The 16,100-nt window shown below is 30.3% G+C and carries 16 protein-coding genes, 1 tRNA gene and 1 riboswitch; of the genes, 8 read left to right on the top strand and 9 right to left on the bottom strand.

All coding sequences use genetic code 11. The features are described from left to right. Positions 1-69 precede the first annotated feature (69 nt). A complete protein-coding gene (ndk, locus tag BUB63_RS03590; protein WP_073247969.1) occupies positions 70-468 on the top strand; it encodes a nucleoside-diphosphate kinase in 399 nt (132 codons plus the stop codon). A 64-nt stretch (positions 469-532) separates the two neighbouring features. Here the strand turns inward: ndk and BUB63_RS03585 are convergent. Beyond that, a tRNA-Pro gene (locus BUB63_RS03585) sits at positions 533-608 on the bottom strand. A 157-nt stretch (positions 609-765) separates the two neighbouring features. Then, a riboswitch (TPP riboswitch) is annotated at positions 766-867 on the top strand. Positions 868-900: 33 nt separating this feature from the next. Here BUB63_RS03585 and thiT point away from each other — a divergent pair. Then, complete coding sequence (thiT, locus tag BUB63_RS03580; protein ID WP_073247968.1) at positions 901-1,536, top strand: energy-coupled thiamine transporter ThiT; 636 nt, start codon at positions 901-903, stop codon at positions 1,534-1,536. 79 nt (positions 1,537-1,615) lie between these two features. On the opposite strand, the gene BUB63_RS03575 is transcribed toward thiT, so the two are convergent. The 4 genes from BUB63_RS03575 to BUB63_RS03560 form a co-directional block, all read right to left on the bottom strand. Then, positions 1,616-3,358, bottom strand: a complete 1,743-nt coding sequence (locus tag BUB63_RS03575) for a phosphoenolpyruvate carboxykinase (ATP) (RefSeq protein WP_073247967.1) — start codon at positions 3,356-3,358, stop codon at positions 1,616-1,618. Positions 3,359-3,446: 88 nt separating this feature from the next. After that, the gene (locus tag BUB63_RS03570; protein WP_035165976.1) at positions 3,447-3,842 is read right to left on the bottom strand and encodes a hydrogenase maturation protease; all 396 of its coding nucleotides are present in this window, start codon (positions 3,840-3,842) and stop codon (positions 3,447-3,449) included. Further along, positions 3,817-5,115 (bottom strand): nickel-dependent hydrogenase large subunit, encoded by a 1,299-nt coding sequence (locus BUB63_RS03565; RefSeq protein WP_073247966.1) that lies wholly within the window; start codon positions 5,113-5,115, stop codon positions 3,817-3,819. The genes BUB63_RS03570 and BUB63_RS03565 overlap by 26 nt, the downstream gene beginning before the upstream one ends. Then, entirely contained in the window at positions 5,116-5,892 is a 777-nt protein-coding gene (locus tag BUB63_RS03560; RefSeq protein WP_051350620.1) for a hydrogenase small subunit, read from the bottom strand. 115 nt (positions 5,893-6,007) lie between these two features. Here BUB63_RS03560 and BUB63_RS03555 point away from each other — a divergent pair, with 115 nt between their 5' ends. Both BUB63_RS03555 and BUB63_RS14060 read left to right on the top strand, forming a co-directional pair. Further along, positions 6,008-6,508 carry a nitroreductase family protein gene (locus BUB63_RS03555; RefSeq protein WP_073247965.1) on the top strand — a complete coding sequence of 167 codons (501 nt, stop codon included), beginning with the start codon at positions 6,008-6,010 and terminating at the stop codon, positions 6,506-6,508. A gap of 324 nt (positions 6,509-6,832) precedes the next feature. After that, on the top strand, positions 6,833-7,135 hold the full coding sequence (locus tag BUB63_RS14060; protein ID WP_341465369.1) for an iron-sulfur cluster assembly accessory protein: 303 nt from the start codon (positions 6,833-6,835) through the stop codon (positions 7,133-7,135). Between the two features lie 33 nt (positions 7,136-7,168). On the opposite strand, the gene BUB63_RS03550 is transcribed toward BUB63_RS14060, so the two are convergent. Then, on the bottom strand, positions 7,169-8,131 hold the full coding sequence (locus BUB63_RS03550) for an RluA family pseudouridine synthase (RefSeq protein WP_027308422.1): 963 nt from the start codon (positions 8,129-8,131) through the stop codon (positions 7,169-7,171). Positions 8,132-8,283: 152 nt separating this feature from the next. Between BUB63_RS03550 and BUB63_RS03545 the strand changes: the two genes are divergently transcribed. After that, on the top strand, positions 8,284-9,321 hold the full coding sequence (locus BUB63_RS03545) for a hypothetical protein (protein WP_027308421.1): 1,038 nt from the start codon (positions 8,284-8,286) through the stop codon (positions 9,319-9,321). A gap of 2 nt (positions 9,322-9,323) precedes the next feature. Beyond that, a complete protein-coding gene (locus BUB63_RS03540; protein WP_073247964.1) occupies positions 9,324-10,211 on the top strand; it encodes an RluA family pseudouridine synthase in 888 nt (295 codons plus the stop codon). A 254-nt stretch (positions 10,212-10,465) separates the two neighbouring features. Here the strand turns inward: BUB63_RS03540 and BUB63_RS13570 are convergent, their stop codons facing one another. The 3 genes from BUB63_RS13570 to BUB63_RS03530 all read right to left on the bottom strand — a co-directional run bounded on the left by BUB63_RS13570 (position 10,466) and on the right by BUB63_RS03530 (position 13,402). Beyond that, positions 10,466-10,642: a hypothetical protein gene (locus BUB63_RS13570; protein ID WP_159431450.1), complete on the bottom strand. Its 177-nt coding sequence runs from the start codon at positions 10,640-10,642 to the stop codon at positions 10,466-10,468. A gap of 22 nt (positions 10,643-10,664) precedes the next feature. Continuing rightward, positions 10,665-12,152 (bottom strand): stage V sporulation protein B, encoded by a 1,488-nt coding sequence (gene spoVB / locus BUB63_RS03535; protein ID WP_073247963.1) that lies wholly within the window; start codon positions 12,150-12,152, stop codon positions 10,665-10,667. A gap of 134 nt (positions 12,153-12,286) precedes the next feature. Then, the gene (locus tag BUB63_RS03530) at positions 12,287-13,402 is read right to left on the bottom strand and encodes an aminopeptidase (protein WP_027308418.1); all 1,116 of its coding nucleotides are present in this window, start codon (positions 13,400-13,402) and stop codon (positions 12,287-12,289) included. A 305-nt stretch (positions 13,403-13,707) separates the two neighbouring features. Between BUB63_RS03530 and BUB63_RS03525 the strand changes: the two genes are divergently transcribed. Continuing rightward, on the top strand, positions 13,708-15,114 hold the full coding sequence (locus BUB63_RS03525) for a PQQ-dependent sugar dehydrogenase (RefSeq protein ID WP_073247962.1): 1,407 nt from the start codon (positions 13,708-13,710) through the stop codon (positions 15,112-15,114). Between the two features lie 65 nt (positions 15,115-15,179). After that, the gene (locus BUB63_RS03520) at positions 15,180-15,791 is read left to right on the top strand and encodes a zinc dependent phospholipase C family protein (protein WP_073247961.1); all 612 of its coding nucleotides are present in this window, start codon (positions 15,180-15,182) and stop codon (positions 15,789-15,791) included. Positions 15,792-16,100 lie beyond the last annotated feature (309 nt).

Below are 16,100 nucleotides of genomic sequence, written 5' to 3'. Positions count from 1 at the left end.
ATCACCTCGTTAATATTATACATTAAATTTATAAACTTTACACATAAATATTAGATTGGAGGGATAAAAATGGAAAAAACATTAGTTTTAATTAAACCTGATGGTGTAGAGAGGGGGCTTATTGGAGAAATAATAAAGAGGTATGAGATGAAGGGATTAAAAATCAAGGCAATAAAGTCTGTATTTCCTACAAGAGAATTGGCAGAGAAGCACTACGAGGAACATAAGGGAAAGGAGTTTTTTGAGGAGCTTATAAAATACTTAACATCTGGAATGGTTATAGCTATGATAATAGAGGGTGAAAATGCAATAAAATGTGTAAGAAATATAAATGGTGAAACAAAATATCAAGATGCACTGCCAGGAACAATAAGAGGGGATTTTGCATATAAAGATACATATAATTTAGTTCACGCCTCTGATTGTAAAGATTCAGCTGAAAGAGAAATAAAGCTTTGGTTTGAATAGTCTCACTTATGTGAAATGTTGTACCATATATGACTAAAAAAGCCTTGGCATATGCCAAGGCTTTTGGTCTGGGTGACTGGACTTGAACCAGCGGCCTCAAGAACCCCATTCTTGCGCGCTACCATCTGCGCCACACCCAGATATATTTGACACATATATTATAAATCTAATTTTAAAATAAATCAATACTTATTAGTATATATTCCCTTGAATCTTATTTTATTATTGAATACAATTTTTAGAAATATGAGTTGTATTTTGAGCGTCAGAATAGTATAATTATATTGAAAATAATAAAGCAGACGCTGGGGGAGCCTTAGGCTGAGAGGAAGGTAAAACCTTCGACCCTTAGAACCTGAACTGGGTAATGCCAGCGAAGGGAAGCGGAAAAGTACTCCTTTTTGCGTCTGTATAAAAAAAGGAGGTTTTTTTATGCATTTTTTTGAAGGACTTTTAAAGATTAAGCCCTATGTTTGGGCAATTCTTGGGGCGTTGGTGCTTATTGCCATTACATCAATCTATCTAAACAAATCTAATACTAAGGAGAAGAAATTTGACACAAGAAAAATAACAACAGCAAGTCTATGTATTGCCCTTTCCTTTGTGCTATCCTACATTAAGATTTTTAAACTTCCACAAGGTGGTTCTATAACACTTGGAAGTTTAATACCACTTTTTATATTTGCATATACCTATGGAGTGAAGGATGGAGTAATTGTAGGTGCAATTTATGGGATACTTCAATTTATACAAGAGCCTTATATTGTTCATTGGGCACAGGTTATAATAGACTATCCACTTGCCTTTGGAGCGTTAGGGCTTGCTGGTTTATCAAGAAAAAATATACCTGTTGGTATGGTGTTAGGAGGGGTTGGAAGGCTATTCTTCCACGTTATTTCGGGAGTAATATTCTTTGCATCCTATGCACCTGAAGGACAAAATGTATTAGTGTATTCTTTAGTATATAATTTAACTTATCTATTACCAGACCTCATTTTATGCATTGTAATAGGGTTTATACCACAATTTAAAAATGCAATAAATAGGTTATCTACTGAAAGATGTTGATTAAATTACAAAAAGAATCCGTGAACAAAATATGTTCACGGATTCTTCTGTTTTATATAAATCGCATGAAGGGGAAACTTTATAGGCTATTTATTAATTCAAATAAAGCTTTCGCAGCAAGGGTTGGTCCTTCCTTTTCTAAACCTTTTATTCCAAGCTGTGTTTTTATTTGACCAACCTTTATTCCTTTATCAAATAGGGTTTTAAAATATATTTCAATTAATTCGTTAGATCTATCTTGCCATTGAAGTGGTCCAAATGGATTGGCAAAATATGATGATACAAGACCTACTTCATTTGTTGTTCCTTTTGCAAGCCTTTTACCTGATTTAAAAACATCTATTGCCTTTTCAACATCATTAAATAATTCTATAGAATTACCATCATCAACCTTATCATAATTATTGGCATATAAGAATAAATCAACTTTATGGCCCTTGATAATTTCTTTATAGCTTGATACTGGTATTATAAGTCTTGCATTTGTTTTATCAGGATTCATAAAAATACTTCTATCTATTTCTTTAAAGGCATAACCTTGGTCAAGGTCATCAAGTCTTACAAAGGCACCTATTTCAGTACCATAGGCAAGAACGTCATCATTCTTTAGTCTAATTGTTCCCATATCATCAAATATTATAGATAGCTCACTTACAAAGTTTGCTTTAAGATTTCTAATAGCTTCAAGGGTTTCAGATTTACCAGCACCACTATCTCCAATAAAAATTACATTAGCCTGTTTGCCGTTTTTTAGTATAATATTTGCCATTGCCCCGTGGAGTGGTAGATAACCCCTCTTTAGCATAATTAAATTATGAAGAGTTAATGTCATCTTCTTCATATATCCAAAGTAATCTATCTCATCGCTATAAGAAACTAAACCAAGCATAATGTCGTTTTCTATATCATTATAAAATACGGTTTTTGTTTCATTAGAGTTGCATCTTGCACCAAATACATATACTATATCCGGTTTTTTACCTTGGTATTCTTCCTTTTTTGCAATTTCAAACAAATTACAAAGTGAAATTCCGTGAGACATAAAATCTCTATGAAAATAGATATAGGCTAATAAATCCCCAACTTTAGCAGGAAAGCAAAACCAGTGCCTTGTTGTAATCTTGCAATCTTTTATTGGATTTTCAAATACTTCCTTAAATGTTCCTTCTCGCTTGTTCTTCTTAGGATATACAATGAAGGGGGGATCAAGCAAGATATTTTCAATAAAAGGAATATTCTTTAGTGGCTCATACAGAGGGGGAATTTTCCAGTCATTATTACTTAAAACAAGGCCTGCGTTGCCTCCTGCGGGGAGTTGTCTATATACATTTGGGGTTATTTGCAATATATTTTCTTCAACTTTTCTATATAGTGATAATACTAAATTAGAAAAATCTTGATTTGCTTCAATAAAGCGAGTTTTTTCAAGTCCTTCGGTAACCTTATTGTTAAATATTAGTGTGTATCTTTCAATCTTACGCCAATATCTATATAGATCTTCCACAAAATCAATAAGTTCCTCTTTATAACTTGAAAATGTGCTGTATTTTTCGTTTATTTTTATTATTTCATCAAGGTTCATAATAGAAAGTAATTTAAAAAGTGATATAACTTCTTTGTTTATAATTGATAGGTCATCAGAGCCTAATTTACCTGATATAAATCTGTAGGCTTTAGTATTTGTATTTTTAGATTTTGAAAGATATGAGGATAATACCTTTTCAAATCCTTCGCTATCAAGCACCTTTTCATAGGAGTCACAGTAGTAGGAAGAAAAGTTGATCATTGCTTTGTTGTTGCTTAATGAAAATGCTTTATACATAAGAGACCTCCGTGAAAGTTTCTAAATTAAATCTTGCAATTATTATACAATTACTATTTGGTGCTTGTCAATGATTTATATAGATATTTTATTTGGAATTATAAAGTTTTATAATTTCATCTACATATAACTTAAGATTAGAACGTAAGCTTTTAGATATATTTATGTTTATGCCTATAGATTCGACCTGTATTCCATATAGCGTTATTTTTTTGTATTTATAAAATAATATATCGTGATGAAAGTTATAAAAAGGTTTATATTCAAACTGGGGAATTATAATAGAGCTTCCTGCAGGTAGATTAAAGTCAACAGCATCTACTACAATTACATCATCATAGCTATTTAATACTTCATTTATAAAGGCGATATCTGTTTCGCAGATTATACAATCTATTCCCTTTTTCCTAAGTATATGACCAATTACAATACCTATCCCATCATCCTGCATCAGAATATTACCTATGCACAAAATGGTTTTCATTTAATAATACTCCATCTTTACTTACTAAATGAGTTGCACAAGATACACAGGGGTCAAAGGAGTGAACGGTTCTTATAATCTCAATTGGATTTGAAGTGTCTTCAATATAAGTCCCAATAAGAGCTCTTTCAAGAGGTCCTTTAATACCATTATATGTAGGTGATAGGTTAAATGCTGATGGTGTTATTATATTATATTGATTTATTTTTTTATTTTGAATCTCTACGCTATGGTAAAGAGCACCTCTTATTGTATCTGTAGTGCCTATTCCAGTTCCATCTAATACATCTTTGCTTGTGGAGTTTTTATTTATTGCTACTTCCTTGAGCATATTTTTTATATTTTCTGCAATTGACTTTGCTTCATAAACCCTTGATTTAATTCGGCCTAATGTAGAGCTTTTAACCCATCCGTTTTTGATGCAATTTCTTGATAGAGGACCTACCTCCATAGGTAGATTTAAATATCTTGGAGCTTTTATGAAAGAAATATCATCTACAAACTCATATTCTTTTAAATCATTTAAATTAAGTTCAGAGTATTTTCTATTAATTAAAACTCCACTACTACATATGTTAAACTCAGGAGTATCATCAAATAGTCCGAAGCTTAAATAGTTACTACCAGAATCACCAATATTAAAATATTCAGTATAATATTTTTCTATAATATAGTAGTCCTCAAGCATATATTGACAAAAACTTAAAAGCTCATCTGCAATTTCAACTGCCTTTGAATATTCATATTGATTAAGTTTTGTGGTAACTCCTCCAAAAACAATTGCGTGATTATGTGGAGCTTTTCCACCTAATATACTTAATCCCTGATGTGCCAATGTCGAATAATATAATGATTTAATATAATTATCGCCTATTTTTATTTCTAAATCTCTTGGAACTTTGCTCTTAAAGTTTTCTGTTTCTATATTTACAAAATCGGGTATCGAGAATAAATAAAATTGTCGAATATGGTTTTGAAGTATATCAAAACCGTGTATAATGTTCCTAATAATTCTGCTGTTATAATCAACTATTAGTGAAGAACAATCCTCAAGAGCACGGCTTGATGCAATACTGTGGGCAGAAGAGCAAATACCGCATATTCTTTGTGTTAAATAAACTGCATCAAAAGGGTGTTTACCTATGAGTAATTTTTCAAATCCTCTAAACATTGTTCCTTTACACTTAGCATCTACAACAATATTGTCATCTACCTGTGCTATTATTGTTAAAAAACCACTTATTCTGGTTATAGGACTTAAAACTATTTCCATTTACACTTCATCCTCCTTAAATAATGTATAGTTAGGGAAATCCTTTGAAGAACAACCAATACAAGGTGAATTTACACCAATAGGCCACTTTATATACCCATTCCATCTTGTATATGGACAGGGTGCCTTAGTTGAGGGACCAACGCATCCAATCTTTAAGTAGCAACCTACGTCTCCAATTCTTTTAGCAAATATATTTCTTTCAAAAAAGGTTCTTCTTTCACAAAAATCGTGGACTGTATTTCCATAGAGGTAGATAGGTCTTCCTATTGGGTCTAATTCTATTTGATTTCCTTCGATAAGATTTAATAGTAGAGATGCCATCCAGTTTCCAGATACAGGACAACCAGGCATCTTTATTATTTTTTTATTTGGTATAACTTCACTTAATGCCTTTGATTCAGAAACATTTGGGAATGCGGCAGAAATCCCACCAAAACAGGAACAGGTTCCTGCAGAAATAATAAACTTAGCATTTTCGGAAGCTACTTTTACAGCTTCAAGGGCAGTTATATATTTGTCATTGTAGTAGCCAATTATGTTGTAATTTCCGTTGTCCTTTGTAGAAATAGCACCCTCAACAACAAGAATGTAACCTCCCTTTTCTATAGTATCAAAGAAAGCATCCATAGCCTTTGTTCCAAACGGGTACATTTCACTGTTGCTAAAGGTTATGTTTACCCTTTGTTTTAGAAATTCAAAGGAAGGATTTTCGCTGTTTAAAAATGATATAATGTTTCCTGAACATCCATTAGTTTCAAGCCAAATAAGGTTCATTTTAACTCTCCTTTTTTACAATATCTAATAGATTTTATGAAATGTTTAAGTAAATATATTCAAGGTATAGTAAAAACTTTGTGAGAAAAAATAAATTATAGGAAGGAGTGATAATATGAATGAAATTTTCAAGAGAAGAAGCATAAGAAAATATCAATCAAAACCTGTAGAGAAGGAAAAGATTAATGAACTTTTACATGCAGCAATGGCTGCACCATCAGCGGGAAATGAACAGCCTTGGCATTACATAGTTATAGATGACAGAAATATTTTAAACAACATTGCAAATACACACCCTCACGCTGCGATGCTTAAGGAGGCACCAGTTGCAATACTTGTATGTGCTGATTTAACAAAGGAAAAATATGAAGGTTTTTGGGTACAGGATTTATCGGCATCTACACAAAATATACTTTTAGAGGCAGTAAGTTTAGGACTTGGGACTGTATGGGTTGGAGTATATCCAAATGAAAATAGAGTGAATGAAATAGTCAAAATTTTTGGATTACCGTCCAATATAATTCCTTTTTCAATAGTTGCAGTAGGTTATCCAGATGAATATAAGGATGAGGCAGATAGATATGATGAAGACAGAGTGCATTATAATAAATGGTAATTAAATAAGTAAACAAAAGGTGATAGTCACCTTTTGTTTACTTATTTTATATGTTATAATACCTATGTATGGTATAGGGGGGTGACATAATGGAAATACTTGAAAAATTTAAAAAACTAATTAAAGAAATTTATAAAGATTATAAAGAATCAGGAAATGTTTATAGAACTGGATGTGGATGAGGTGTAAATCCATATTATAATGAGCGTGCTCTGGAGGAGCACGAAAAAAACAAAACAGAAAAATAAAATTGTTTACATTTATTCTAAATGATAATATAATATAGTATAAATACCTATATAAGGTATATATGGAGGTGGAAATATGGAAATAAAGATTACTCAGTCTGCTGCTGAGGAATTAAAGAAAAAGTTAGAAGGAAAGGACCAAAATATTGGAGTTAGAGTTTATATTGCAGGTGTTGGATGAGGTGGCCCAAGTTTTGGTTTAGCTCTGGATGAGCAAAAGAATACTGATAATGTTTATGAAGTTGAAGGAGTTAAAGTTTTATTTGATAAGGAGCTTTCAAGGTATACAAAGGGATTTATAATTGACTACAGGAATTCCTTTTTTGGAAAGAGGTTTGTTGTTGATCAACTATATTCAAGAGGTGGATGTTCCTGCTAAAAAAAAAGTGCCATAAAATTTTATGGCACTTTTTTAGAACTTGAAAAGGTCGTTTTTAATCTTTTTAAATAATGGTGGTAAGTTCATTGTAACTACTTTATCCTCAAGATATTTTAGATTACCACCGATATTTTTAAATATTAATTTATTTGCAACAAGAAGTTGATGGTTTAATCCAAATTTGTTGAAGAAGAAACTATTAAACTTTCTGTTTCCATACTTTGGATCACCAACTATTGGATTGCCTAAATATGATAGATGAGCTCTTATCTGATGGCTTCTTCCTGTCACTAAATCAATTTCAATAACCGAAGCAATTCCAACAGATTCTACATTTAATATTTTTGTTATTATCTCTTTTGAATTTTTTACCTTTCTATCCAATATCATTACTTTATTAGTTCTTTCGTTTTTTGTTATATATCCTACGTATTCGCCAACTGCTATTTTACCTTTAACCAATGCGGTATATATTTTTTGTATTCCACCTAATCTTATTGCTTCATTTATTTGTTTTAGTGAATCATAGTTTTTTGCAAAAATAACAAGCCCTTCTGTGTTTCTATCCAATCTATTGCAGGGTGATGGTGCAAAGGTTTTTTCTTCATCAGGATTGTATTCACCCTTATCATAAAGGTATGCCCATACCTCATCTGTTAAGGTTATTTCATTTCCTTCATCTGGATGAACTAATTGATTAGGTCTTTTTTCAACAATTAATATATTTTCATCTTCATAGGCAACCTTTAAATCATAATCAATCTCTAAAAACTTTTTAGTTTCTTTATCTTTAGCTGTACTTATTTCAATATTAAAATTTAAAATATCTCCCTCATTTAATATGTACTTTTCACTTTGTTTTTTATTATTTATTTTTATTTCGCCTTTTCTTATTGATTTATATATAGCTCCAAGTGACATATCCTTTAAATATTTCCTTAGGAATTTATCAAGTCTCTGACCAGCTTCGTTTTTAGTTATAATAATTTCCTTCATAACATCACCTCTAAATTTATAGTACAATTTATATTATATATATTATCGTCATAAGTCAACAAAAAAATTAAAAGAGTATTTAATTTTTGTATTAGGATAAATTTTAATAATTTAATTCATATATATTATTAAAAAATATTTTTGGTGGTTTTATGAGGAATAGAATAATTAGGATTTTGACGATAGTTTTGGTGGTGTGTATTTCATACATAAATTATTATAGGACAGCTATTAACATTGTATTCACTTCAAAGGTTAATAAAAGTGATAATGTTACTTTAAAATCAATAAAATATCACGTATTGACGGAAAGTTTTAGTGAAAGTCAAGGCAAATTTGTAAAACACCAAGATGTTTATTTTGTTTATCCATATAAATTAAGGATAGACACAGTGAGTGAAAGTAAAACAATAGAGATATACAATAATGAAAAACACTTTTATTATGATGACGTAACCAACAAGATTAGAGTAAAACAAGCGTTTCCTCCAAGGGAGCCCTATGTAGTGGAAATTGCAAAAAAAGTAATGGATGTAGTAAACTCAGGAAGGTATGAGTTTTTTGGATATGAAGAAAAGAATAACTTAAAAATTGAGGTTCTTGGTATTAAGAATAACATAGATCAAAACAATTATATGCATAAAATATGGATTTCACAAATAAATGGGATTCTACTTCCTATAAAGGAGGAATATTTTATTAATGGGCAAGTAGTAGAAAAAAGTGAATACACTTATGAAATAGTAAATGAAAGTATAGAAAAGGATATATTTGAAATAGATAGTTTGCCAAAGGTTGAAATAGTTGATGATGGATATTTAGCCAAGCATTTTGAAACAATACAAGAGGCAAGAAAGTATTTAAATTTTAAAGAACAACTTCCGTTAAATTATGCACCAACCTATATTTCTGTTAGTCCTCCAGATAGCAATCCTTGTTTAACGGTTGTATATATTGTAAACAACAAAAGAATAATATTAAGTGAATGGGTAGGTAAAATGAATTTTAATCCAAATGCTAAAATGGGTAGTATAGATGTCTTAATAATAGAGAATAGTTCAGTTGTATTTGTAAAGTGGGTTAAGGATAATATAGTATATGAAATTTGTGGTGAAAAACAAAGTTTTGGTGATATAATAAGGATTGCAGAGGAGATTACAAAGGCTAAATTTATATTACAAGGAGAGTGAGTATGAATAAGTTAGTTTTTAAGGTAGAAGATAATGGAGTAGGCGTAAAGATATCAAATTATTTAAAATATGAAAAGAGTATGTCGACAAGATTGATTCGTAAACTTTCAAGAAGGGGTAATATATTAGTAAATGATATGCCTATAAAAATGGACTATGTTTTAAAATTAGATGATAGGATTGAAGTTATATTAGAAGCAGAAGAAAATCAAGATATTCTTCCTGAGGATATTCCTGTTGATGTTGTATATGAAGATACAGACTTATTAATAGTGAATAAGCCGCCCTTTATGGTTGTACATCCTACAAAGGGTCATCCAAATGGAACTCTTTCAAATGCTGTTATGAATTATTTAAAAAATACAAATCAAAGTTCAATAGTAAGACTTGTTAATAGATTAGATAGAGATACTTCAGGGCTTGTTATAATTGCAAAAAGTCAATTTGCACACCAGCAGATGGCTAATAAAATGGACAGGGATGAGGTTGAAAAATATTATATTGCTGTTGTAGAAGGATGTATTGAGGGAAGAGGTACTATTGATTTACCAATAGGTAGACCATCAATGGATTCGATAAAAAGAGAAGTTTTAGAGTCAGGGCAAAGAGCAGTTACCCACTATGAAGTATTAAAATCTTCAGAGGATATGAGTTTAGTTTTAATAAGGCTTGAAACTGGAAAAACTCATCAGATAAGAGTTCATTTTAGTCATATAGGACATCCATTAGTTGGAGATACCTTATATGGAAAAGAGAGTTCATTGATTAATAGGCAGGCACTTCACGCATATAAATTAAGATTTAAGAGTATTAGACAAGAAAATATAATTGAAGTTGTGGCAGATATACCAAATGATATAAAAAGTTTGATTAATAATATCGAAAAATGAAGTAAATTGTATATAATTTTTCGTTGAATTATAATAAATTGTATAGTATAATTTATATAAAGTAGGAAGAGCGAGATGCGCGTTGAGAAAAAGTGGCAGAGCCGCTTGCACTCGCTCTTCTTTTTTTGTTATTTAACTCTTTCTCTATTTTTAAAGAATGTTCCAATATAAACTGTAAGTGGTATAGCAATAAGATGTAGTATAATCCAATAAGTCCAGCCCATTCTTGGTGTATACATAAATCATTCTCCTTTCTATTCTATTCCTTTATTTCTTCTCATTGATGCACCCCAATATAGAAGTAATGGTATTGCTATTATATGTAAAAGTAGCCACCAGCCCCATCCGATATTTGGAGTTAAATTGTACATAGGAACACCTCCTTTAAAAATTCTATTTGTATTTTTTGCTAAAATCCAAAGTTTATACATAAAAATAAAAGCTTCCCCCCTTTTATTTGGAGAAGCTTAATTTTTGTATAGTAATAAAAATTATTCCATAGAGCATATAGCATATCAATATAAAAAGCTGTACAGAAAGAAGAGTTTTAAGTATTGAACCTAAGATATAAATAAGTATTCCAATAAGAAGAGGTATAACTATATTTTTATATAAATCAAAATTAAACGACTGAAGAGTTTTATAAATACATTTCATATTTAAAATTAAACCTATGAGGGCTGATAAAGCAAAATTAATACAATATCCATATATATTTATACTTTGTATTGCCATTAAAAAATAGATTAACGTGATATCAATAATAGAAACTAATATTGAATTAATTAATAAATTAAATTGTCGTCCTAATCCATTTAATATTGAAAAACTAAGGATTTCAAAATATACAATTGGTAAGCCAAAGGATAAATAATATATTAAGCTTCCTACTGAAGTATCTTTATATATAAGCATAGATATTTCTCTTGATGAGTTTAAAAAAATTGCACAGGATGCAAAGGCAACAGCCATAGTAAATTTAATGGTAGAGTTAATTCTATGATTTAATGTTTTATAGCTTTTGAAGGCAATTCCTTCAGAAAGAGAAGGAATCAATATGGTACTTAAGGAAGAAATTATTATAGCAGGGAAAAATACAACGTTCATAGCCATACCCTGAAGCTTACCAAGCATAGAAATTGATTCTTCATAGGGTATACCTGCAATATGTAGCCTTTTAGGAATTAATATTGCAATTATCGAACTAAACATTGTGGATAAAATTCCGTTTAGTGCAAGAGGAATTGATAGTTTAAGTAGATTAAATAAAAGTTGGAGGCTGTTATCTGATTTACCCATTGGGGGATTTTGACGTTTAAAATTGATAAAGCATAAAATTAAAAAGAGTAAACTTGATAATTCCCCTATAGAAAGAGAAATATAGGCAGCTGCTGATTTAATATTTAGATCATATCCCTTAAAAATTTGAATTAATAGATATATGCTAAGTATTCTAATTGCCTTCTCTAAAACATCGATTATGGCAGGTTCTACTACTCTTTGATATCCATAAAAAACTCCTTTGAATACTGAAGAAATTGAAACTATTATTAGTGCGGGACAGAAGCACAGTATGCTAAGTTGAGTTCTATCATCACTTAATATATTTTTTGAAACAAAACTTGATAAAATAATAAGAATAGTGGTTATGAAAACTGACCAAATAATTTCAAATATGCAGGTAACTTTAATTGTATTGTATAGTTCACGTGTTTTACCCAATGCCTTTTTTTCAGCACTAATTTTAGATATAGAAACTGTAACTCCTCCACCTGTAAAGAAGAGAAACATAGTATAAAGAGGTGATACAAGTTGATAAAGTCCCATTCCTTTAGAGCCTATTTCTCGAGATAAAATTACTGTAAACAAAAAGGCAAGTGAACCTGTTAATATGTTTGATAAGGTTAATATAAAAGTGTTTATAAAAAACTTAGAACGCATTTTACACCCCTAAAAACATTTTTACATACTATAATAATATGGTGTAATTTTTTCTATTATGAAAAATAGAATCTAACATAAATAAAAAGTGCCGCTATTATAAGCGGCACTTTTTAATAATAAAAGTCTATAGATTACTTTAAGTTTTCTGGATTTAATCCCTCAAGTTCTGGTATTACAAATCTACCATCTTTTCTTATTAGCACGTCATCGAAGTAGATTTCTCCTCCACCGTATTCAGGTGTTTGAATATAAACTAAATCCCAGTGTATTGCTGATTTGTTTCCATTAAATGCATCGTCATAGGAACTTCCAGGTGTAAAGTGGATTGAACCTGCTATCTTTTCATCAAATAGTGTATCCTTCATAGGTTTAGTTATATATGGATTTACACCTATAGCAAATTCACCAATATATCTTGCACCTTCGTCTGTATCAAATACCTTATTTATTCTTTCTGTATCATTTGCTGTAGCCTTTACAATTTTACCATCCTTAAATTCAAGTCTTATATTTTCATAAGTAAAGCCTTGATATTCAGCTGGTGTATTGTATGTAATGTATCCGTTTACTGAATCCTTTACAGGTGCAGTATATATTTCACCATCTGGAATGTTCATCTTACCATCACATTTTACTGCAGGTATTCCCTTTATTGAGAATGTAAGGTCAGTTTGAGGTCCTACTATTCTTACCTTATCTGTTTTATTCATAAGGTCAACTAATGCGTCCATTGCCTTTGACATCTTTGAGTAGTCAAGATTACATACATTAAAGTAAAAATCTTCGAAGGCTTCTGTACTTGTATTTGCAAGTTGAGCCATTGATGGTGATGGATATCGTAATACAACCCACTTAGTCTTTGGAACTCTAATCTTTCCGTGAACTTCACTCCAGAAGTACTTGAAATATAGGTCCATTCTTTCTGATGGAACATCTGATAACTCAGATGAGTTATCTCCTGAACGAATACCTATGTATGCGTCCATATCACTCATTCTTGCAGCTTCATATTTAGCCATCATTTTCATTTGTTCTTCTGTTGCACCCATTAATATAGCTCTGTCAACAGATTTGTTTTTGATTGTTACAAATGGTACAGCCCCTACCTTGTAGGCTTCCTTTACAAGTTCTTTAACAAGTGGAAGTTCAAGTCCTATTGTTTCAATAAGAACCTTTTCGCCTTCCTTAAGTCTACAAGAATAGTTGATTAGATTGTGGGCTAATGTTGTTATTCTTGGATCTACCATTTTTCAGTTACCCCCTGTCTTTATACTATATGCAAAATTATTATAACACGAAATTTGAAATTTTACAAAAATAATATTAAATTTTATGAAGGAAATATTTCAGTTTTGTATAAAAAATTATGGTCATTTTTTAAAAAAACTATTTACAACTTGTCGAAAATTAGCTAAAATAATAAAAGTGTGTTGGAAAAACGTAAGGTCTTAAACATAAAAATTTAAAAGCTCCACCTTTAAAATGCCTATAAAGGCATTTTTTTTTATCCCTATACATATATTTTAGGTGAATAGAATGTAGGGGGAATAATATGAAAAATAAAAATTTATTTATTGTTTTAATCTTGGTTTTATTATTAGGAGGTTTATCTATAAATTTTTTAATAAGAGTGAATGAAGAAAACAGCGATATAACAAGTAAACTTATAATACAAGACGGATATAATGTAAAAAAAATAATAGAGGGTTTAAATGAACCTACATCCTTTGCAGTGGATGCAAATGGGAATTTTTATATAGCAGAAAGAATAGGAAGTGATGTTGTAATAAATAAGTACTATAAAAATGGAAAGAATGAAACTTTTGTAAAGGGATTTAGTTATCCTGTAAACTCTATTTTAATATATAAGGACTACTTATTAGTATCTCATAAGGGAAAAATAAGTAAAGTAATAGATAATAAAGTTGAGGATATAATAACTGGTCTACCAAGCTATGGTGATTATTCAAATAATGGCATACAAATAGGCTATGATGGTCATTTATATATTTGTCAAGGTTCAGCCACTAATTCTGGTGTTGTTGGTCTTGATAACTATGAAAGAGGATGGCTTAAGGAAAATCCGTATTTTCACGATTTTTATCCTGTTGATGTTGTATTGTCTGGTATAAATTTTAAATCATCCAATCCTATGACAGAATCAAAAAACGATAAGGCTATAACAGGTGCTTTTATGCCCTTTAATATGCAGTCGAGTAAAGATTCTGTAATAAAGGGTAAAACACCTGGAAATGCAAGTATTTACAGAACCTATGTTGGTTCTACTAATCTTGATTTGTTTGCTTATGGAATAAGAAACCCTATAAATATAGTATTTACCCACGATAACAAAGCATATGTTTCTGTTCAGGGTATGGAAAATAGAGGTCAAAGACCGATTGAGAATGGATGCGATTATATATACGAAATAAAAAAAGGTGATTGGCTTGGATGGCCTGATTATGAAGGTGGAGAGCCTGTAACATTAAAAAAATTTAAACCTAAGAATGCACCTCAACCTCAATTTATAACCGAAATGCATCCAACAACAACTCCACCAAAGCCACTAATATCCTTTAATGAAAGTGGAAGGATAGGAGTTATGGATATTTCAAGACAAAATGCCTTTGGATATGTTGGTAATTTATTTATACCTTTAAGAAGCGGAAAAAATGAGGAGGCAAAAATAGTTGCCTATGATATAAAAGGCAATTTATTGGTTGACTTTATAAAAAATAAAGAAGAAAAAATAATAAAGGAACCTATTCAATGCAGCTTCTCTAAAGATGGTATATTATATATATTAGATAAAGGAAATGGCTGTATATATTGTGTTGAAAAAGTAGAAGAGAAACAGCACAGTTTAAATAGAATATACATCCCTGTTGAGTATTTAATTGGAACAGTAGTCATAGCTTTGATTGTAATACTTATACTTCAGATTAGAAAAACTAAATAATAGTGGTGGATAATTGTTCTAAAAAGGATTAAAATAAATATAAAAGTACACAGGGATGATGATATATGAAGAAGATTATAGAAAATTCCTATTCAACTATATTTAAGGGAATGTTAAAGGCTGTAAATCCTATTAAAAAAAGAATAATTAAAACTGAGTGTAAAGTACACCAGTATATAAACAATCAAGCCCTAACAATTTTAAAAAATGATGGTTATGATTATGCCTATAGAGAGATGAGTCTTAATATAGATAAAATAAATGAGGGTGTTGTTTGGGCTGATCAGGATTTTAAAAGTAGCAACCATTTTTATAATCCACAAAGGAGCAAAGGCCTTTATGGATGTAGCAATGCTCTAAAGGAATGTTCCTACTATTATGCAAGAGCATTAACTAAATTTAAAAAGGGAGATAAGGATAAGGCATATTTTTATCTTGGGGCAGCCTGTCATTTAATTCAAGATGTTACTGTACCTCATCACGTTAATATAAAATTACTTGATAGTCATAGAAAATACGAGCAGTGGATAATAAAAACATATAGACACCACGACAGTTTTAATGCCTATGATGGTGGTTTATATTTTAAATCTATAAAGGAGTTTATAGAATTTAATGCAAATTCATCAATAAGAACATATAATAAGTTTACAGAAGTTTCGCAGATTAAAAAATAAATAGGGCGTAGCCCCTTGATATGTAATGGTTTAGATGAATAATAATTGAAATATGTAAATTCCGATTTTTACTGGAAAAAATTTAGGGTTTAAAAATGAAAACATCCTTTCTATAATGAATTTTGCTACAAACCTAATAGAAAGGATGTTTTGAGATGAACAAGCGTTATTTAAAACAAATGCTCACCTACTTCTCTAAGGTATACCATCTTGGAGAAAAAATCAAGGGGTTAAAAGATGGAAGAATAAATCCTCAAATTGAAACTTCAACTATTTCATTTATAGTTCTGTTCACATTTATCTGTAGAC

This window comes from Caloramator proteoclasticus DSM 10124 (assembly GCF_900129265.1).
GTDB classification, from domain to species: Bacteria; Bacillota; Clostridia; order Clostridiales; family Caloramatoraceae; genus Thermobrachium; species Thermobrachium proteoclasticum.
The sequence above is the reverse complement of the archived record's forward strand: the minus strand, read 5'-3'. Positions and strand labels throughout refer to the sequence as shown.

Bases quoted from the DNA above. Each gene is read 5' to 3' on its own strand.
- BUB63_RS03560 (WP_051350620.1), bottom strand. From the start codon at position 5,892: ATGAACCTTATTTGGCTTGAAACTAATGGATGTTCAGGAAACATTATA.
- BUB63_RS03555 (WP_073247965.1), top strand. From the start codon at position 6,008: ATGAATGAAATTTTCAAGAGAAGAAGCATAAGAAAATATCAATCAAAA.
- BUB63_RS13570 (WP_159431450.1), bottom strand. From the start codon at position 10,642: ATGTATAAACTTTGGATTTTAGCAAAAAATACAAATAGAATTTTTAAA.
- BUB63_RS03530 (WP_027308418.1), bottom strand. From the start codon at position 13,402: ATGGTAGATCCAAGAATAACAACATTAGCCCACAATCTAATCAACTAT.
- thiT (WP_073247968.1), top strand. From the start codon at position 901: ATGCATTTTTTTGAAGGACTTTTAAAGATTAAGCCCTATGTTTGGGCA.
- BUB63_RS03570 (WP_035165976.1), bottom strand. From the start codon at position 3,842: ATGAAAACCATTTTGTGCATAGGTAATATTCTGATGCAGGATGATGGG.
- BUB63_RS03520 (WP_073247961.1), top strand. From the start codon at position 15,180: ATGAAGAAGATTATAGAAAATTCCTATTCAACTATATTTAAGGGAATG.
- BUB63_RS03575 (WP_073247967.1), bottom strand. From the start codon at position 3,358: ATGTATAAAGCATTTTCATTAAGCAACAACAAAGCAATGATCAACTTT.
- BUB63_RS03525 (WP_073247962.1), top strand. From the start codon at position 13,708: ATGAAAAATAAAAATTTATTTATTGTTTTAATCTTGGTTTTATTATTA.
- BUB63_RS03565 (WP_073247966.1), bottom strand. From the start codon at position 5,115: ATGGAAATAGTTTTAAGTCCTATAACCAGAATAAGTGGTTTTTTAACA.
- ndk (WP_073247969.1), top strand. From the start codon at position 70: ATGGAAAAAACATTAGTTTTAATTAAACCTGATGGTGTAGAGAGGGGG.
- BUB63_RS03540 (WP_073247964.1), top strand. From the start codon at position 9,324: ATGAATAAGTTAGTTTTTAAGGTAGAAGATAATGGAGTAGGCGTAAAG.
- BUB63_RS03545 (WP_027308421.1), top strand. From the start codon at position 8,284: ATGAGGAATAGAATAATTAGGATTTTGACGATAGTTTTGGTGGTGTGT.
- BUB63_RS03550 (WP_027308422.1), bottom strand. From the start codon at position 8,131: ATGAAGGAAATTATTATAACTAAAAACGAAGCTGGTCAGAGACTTGAT.
- spoVB (WP_073247963.1), bottom strand. From the start codon at position 12,152: ATGCGTTCTAAGTTTTTTATAAACACTTTTATATTAACCTTATCAAAC.